Here is a 4178-nt window from a genome sequence, read left to right as displayed (position 1 = left end):
TGATCGAACGACGGCTGTTGATCCTCGTGCCGTTCGCGGCGCTCCTCATCGGTCTGCTTCAGGCATTGCCGCGCATGGTCGAGACTCGGATGAGAAAGCGGCTCGTGGTTTGGTATCGCGAGATCAAAGCACTAGAAGATGAAGTGTGGAACAGCACCGGGCCGACCCGCTCGCAAATTGAGCAATGGAGCGACGAGATCGAGAGCATCGACGCGAACGTGAGCCGGATACGGATTCCCTATCGATATTTCCAGGATGTCTATGCTCTGAAACAGGCGATCGGGGTTGTGCGGGACCGGATAGCGCATGTGGCGCAGAGAGCTAAGGAAACTCTGCAAAACTCCTGCTTATAGTGAGGGTGAGGAGTACTATTAGAAAACCAACGACTCGGATGCACCACGATGACGCAACTTCATCTCGGCTTGGACCTCTCGACCAAGCGCACGCGTAAGCGGGAGTTCCTGGACGAAATGAGACGAGTGGTGCCATGGTCAAGGCTGATTGCATTGATCGAGCCACATTATCCAAAGGGGAAAACCGGTCGCCCGCCATTTCCGGTGGCGACGATGTTGCAAATTCACTTCCTCCAACAATGGTTCGGTCTGTCGGATCCAGCGATGGAAGAAGCCCTCTATGATATCCCGCTGTATCGCGAATTCGCAGGCCTCGATGGAGCGATGACCCGTCTTCCGGACGAAACGACTATCTTGCGGTTTCGGCATCTGCTCGAAACGCATGGCATCGCTGCGCAGATTCTTTCGGTCGTCAATGAAATCTTGAACGGAAAGGGATTGATGCTTAAGGCGGGTTCGGCTGTCGATGCTACGCTGATCGCAGCGCCCAGTTCGACCAAGAACGGCTCTGGCACACGTGACCCGGAGATGCAGTCGACCCAGAAAGGCAGGAATTGGTACTTCGACATGAAGGCGCATATAGGCGTGGACGCAGAATCAGGCCTCGTTCACACGGTCATCGGCACGGCGGCTAATGACCACGACATCAATGTGGCCGTTGCGCTGTTGCACGGTGAAGAAACGGATGTTTACGCTGACGCCGGATACCAGGGCATCGAGAAACGTCAGCAAACGGGCTCGGCTCGATGGCATGTCTCGATGCGGCGCAGCAAGCGAAGGAAATTGAACTTGAAGGATCCGCTCGATGCGATATACGACAAGATCGAACGACTGAAGGCCGGCATTCGTGCAAAGGTCGAACATCCGTTTCGAATTCTCAAGCGACAGTTTGGTTATTTGAAGACCCGATACCGGGGGCTAGCGAAGAACACGGCTCAGATCACGACATTATTTGCTTTGGGCAATTTATGGATGATGCGCAAGGCGCTATGCAAAGCATAAAAGAACACCGCAGCTCGAACGCGCTCACGCACTCTCGATGAGGGCACAAAGTGTGGGCCCATCACCTCTGCCGTTGACGGACCAAGCCAGCTAAGATACTGCGCCAACGCCTACATGGTGCGCAGGCATCTGAAACCGTGTAATGCAGAGCGTCCCTAAGGGTTAGAGGGACGGCGCCCACGCGCGATCTTTCCACGCCATCGACATGATGCTTTTGGCAGCGTCACGCGATTCGCACGGTGAAACTTCAGCTACAAGACGGCGGCGAACACAGTGTCTCAGGTCGCTGGATCATCGAGGGCGACCTTGCCAGCTACTTCGACACCGTTCATCATCGTGTTCTTCTGAAGGGAATCCGCAAGCGGATTGCCGATCAGCGCTTTCTTGCCTTGCTCCGGAAGTTCATCAAGGCCGGGTGCGTCGATCGCGATCTGTTTCGTGCTGCGAGTGAAGGCGTTCCTCAGGGCGGTGTCATCTCACCCCTGTTATCCAACATCATGTTGCACGAATCGATGCGTGGATGGAAAGGAACTACCTGAGCAAGAAGGTACGGAAGGATCGGTGGGCGTGGAACTTCGCTATTCTCAAACAGCGCCCCATTACTGTAAGAGAAAACCGGCAGTGGAAACCTGCTGTTGCCTACTGCCGATATGTAGATGACTTTGTGATTGTGGTCAAGGGGACTCGCGAACATGCCGAAGCAGTACGTGAAGCATGCGGTGGGTTTCTCGAAGGCGAACTGAAGCTCACGCTGAATATGGAGAAGACCCATGTCACGGGAGAAGTATCAGGGCTTTGCCGCGAGGCTCGTCAAGCAACTGTCAGGCAACTATGGCATGAATCGGATGGACCTGATGGAAAGCCTGAATCGACAAATTGCCGGCTGGGCCGCCTTCTATCAATTCACCGACTTTACGGCCACCACGTTTAGAAAACTCGACCGCGCGGTCTTCTGGAAATTCGTTTACTGGCTTGCGTGCAGGTATCGGCGCGGGTTCCGGTCGCTGATGCGCGAATACATTCGGGCACCAGAGCCAGGCCAGACTAAAACCTGGGTGCTACAAGGCCAGAACAGTCGAGGTTGGTATGGGACGGTGGCGCTTCGGCGTCTTGTTACCAGTCGGAAGTGCCAATTTAGGTGGCGTACGCCGTCGGAAAATCCGTACATCCTGCGCGAGGAGACACGCAACACCATCGAGTCGCGCTATGCCGACCAGCCGAAAGTAACCGTTTGGTACATCATTCGGACCGCCGCGGGTCGCAATACGTTTCAATTCGGTATACGGATCGGCTAGCCGAAGCAGGGATCGAACCGTCAGTCGGCAGCGTCGGAGATTCATTACGATAACGCCCTCGCCGAAACGATCAACGGCCTCTACAAGGCAGAAGTTATTCACCGTCGCGGACCATGGCGCAACGTGCAGGCGGTTGAACTCGCCACGCTTGAATGGGTGGATTGGTTTAATCACCGACGCCTGCTTGAGCCGATCGGCAACATCCCACCGGCCGAAGCAGAAGCCCGCTACTATGAGCAAATCGCTGGAATGCCGATGGCAGCGTAACTCCAGCAAAACCGTCTCCGAGATTCCCGGTGCGCTTCACCCGTCGCGTACCAAGTCGCGCCACACTTATAATACGGCACGTCCTGAACGGCGACGGGGGCGACATTGCACGGCGGCGCGCTGGCCCAGGCGGTGGTGCAGCGACGACGGTGGTGGTTGCCGGTGACGGTGTAGTAGCGGCAGCGGCAGCGGCCGCACCGACCACCATTGCGCCGGCCGCAAATCCGGCCGGCTATCATGCTGACATTCCGAGCGTCGGCTCCGCCCCGGCTAACGGTCAACCGCAGGCCGCGCCGCGCGGCGACCGCGATCAGTATCCGGGCGGTGGCGGAACTTGCGTGTACACCACGCCGCCGCTTCCGTATCCCGTCGCGTACCAAGCCGCGCCACACTTATAATACGGCACGTCCTGAACGGCGATGGGGGCGACATTGCACGGCGGCGTGACAGGCCCAGGCGGTGGTGCAGCAACGACGGTGGTGGTTGCCGGTGGCGGTGTGGTGGCGGCAGCGGCCGCACCGACCACCATTGCGCCGGCCACAAATCCGGCCGCCGCAGAACCGCCGTCCCAGTCCGAGTTGCAGTCGTAGCAACCGCCCGAGTAGTTGTTCTGTACGTTGCTCACGTTCGTAGCACGCGTGTTCTGCATCTCCTTCGCGGTGGATTGACGCGTGCTCTGGTTTTGGCTGGTCGTTTGGGCCGCCGCGGTCTGTCGTGCGCTCTGGTTCTGGCTCGACGCAGCTTGGCGCTGGGCCTGGTTCTCGCTCGTGCTCTGCTGTCGGTTCGCCTGGTTCTGGGCGGAAGTTGCCTGCATGGAGCTCGCCGAACTCTGGCGCGCGCTCTGATTCGCACTTGAAGTAGAAGTTGTGTTGCCTTGTCGTGAGGCCTGCCTCTGTTGGGCCGTTCCCTGCCGGCCGCCGCCAGATCGTGAACCGCCTTGGGCAGCGGTTGTGCCGCCGGAAGAGAGCCCTCCAGCCGACGCTGCCCCGCCACGTGAATAGCCGCCTTCGCCGCCACCGTCAGCGCCACCAGCACGGGCGCCACCGCCTCTCTCGCCTCGTGCATCCGCTTGGTTGATCAGCCCCAGCGCGAACACTGCGCCGACCAATGCCGTAATGGCACGGTCCCACGACCCTGTTTTCATCATTTGGCTCCCTTTTTTGCAGACGACTGGCGAGCCGCGAGCGACGCGCGCGGAAGCTGCGCTGCGAACGCGACTTTTTGCAGTCCATCGGGAATCTGTGCCGAGAATGTCGCATCG

General features: G+C 58.6%; 4 protein-coding genes and 2 pseudogenes. 5 read left to right on the top strand and 1 reads right to left on the bottom strand.

Features of this window, described 5'->3' with window-relative positions; all coding sequences use genetic code 11:
- The 5 genes and pseudogenes from NCT32_RS36430 to NCT32_RS36410 form a co-directional block, all read left to right on the top strand.
- A pseudogene (locus NCT32_RS36430) lies at window positions 1–353 on the top strand (C4-dicarboxylate ABC transporter substrate-binding protein); the annotation flags it as partial.
- Window positions 354–401: 48 nt separating this feature from the next.
- Entirely contained in the window at window positions 402–1355 is a 954-nt protein-coding gene (locus tag NCT32_RS36425) for an IS5 family transposase (protein WP_061118574.1), read from the top strand.
- A 239-nt stretch (window positions 1356–1594) separates the two neighbouring features.
- The gene (locus NCT32_RS36420; protein WP_250491501.1) at window positions 1595–1894 is read left to right on the top strand and encodes a reverse transcriptase domain-containing protein; all 300 of its coding nucleotides are present in this window, start codon (window positions 1595–1597) and stop codon (window positions 1892–1894) included.
- Between the two features lie 231 nt (window positions 1895–2125).
- The gene (locus NCT32_RS36415) at window positions 2126–2650 is read left to right on the top strand and encodes a group II intron maturase-specific domain-containing protein (protein ID WP_284508640.1); all 525 of its coding nucleotides are present in this window, start codon (window positions 2126–2128) and stop codon (window positions 2648–2650) included.
- Window positions 2584–2917: pseudogene (locus tag NCT32_RS36410) on the top strand (integrase core domain-containing protein); the annotation flags it as partial. The gene NCT32_RS36415 and the pseudogene NCT32_RS36410, both read left to right, overlap by 67 nt.
- 310 nt (window positions 2918–3227) lie before the next feature.
- Here NCT32_RS36410 and NCT32_RS36405 read toward each other — a convergent pair.
- Window positions 3228–3731, bottom strand: a complete 504-nt coding sequence (locus NCT32_RS36405; protein ID WP_143756345.1) for a hypothetical protein — start codon at window positions 3729–3731, stop codon at window positions 3228–3230.
- Window positions 3732–4178 lie beyond the last annotated feature (447 nt).

It is taken from the genome of Caballeronia sp. INML2, assembly GCF_023631365.1.
GTDB lineage: Bacteria > Pseudomonadota > Gammaproteobacteria > Burkholderiales > Burkholderiaceae > Caballeronia > Caballeronia turbans.
The sequence above is the reverse complement of the archived record's forward strand: the minus strand, read 5'-3'. Positions and strand labels throughout refer to the sequence as shown.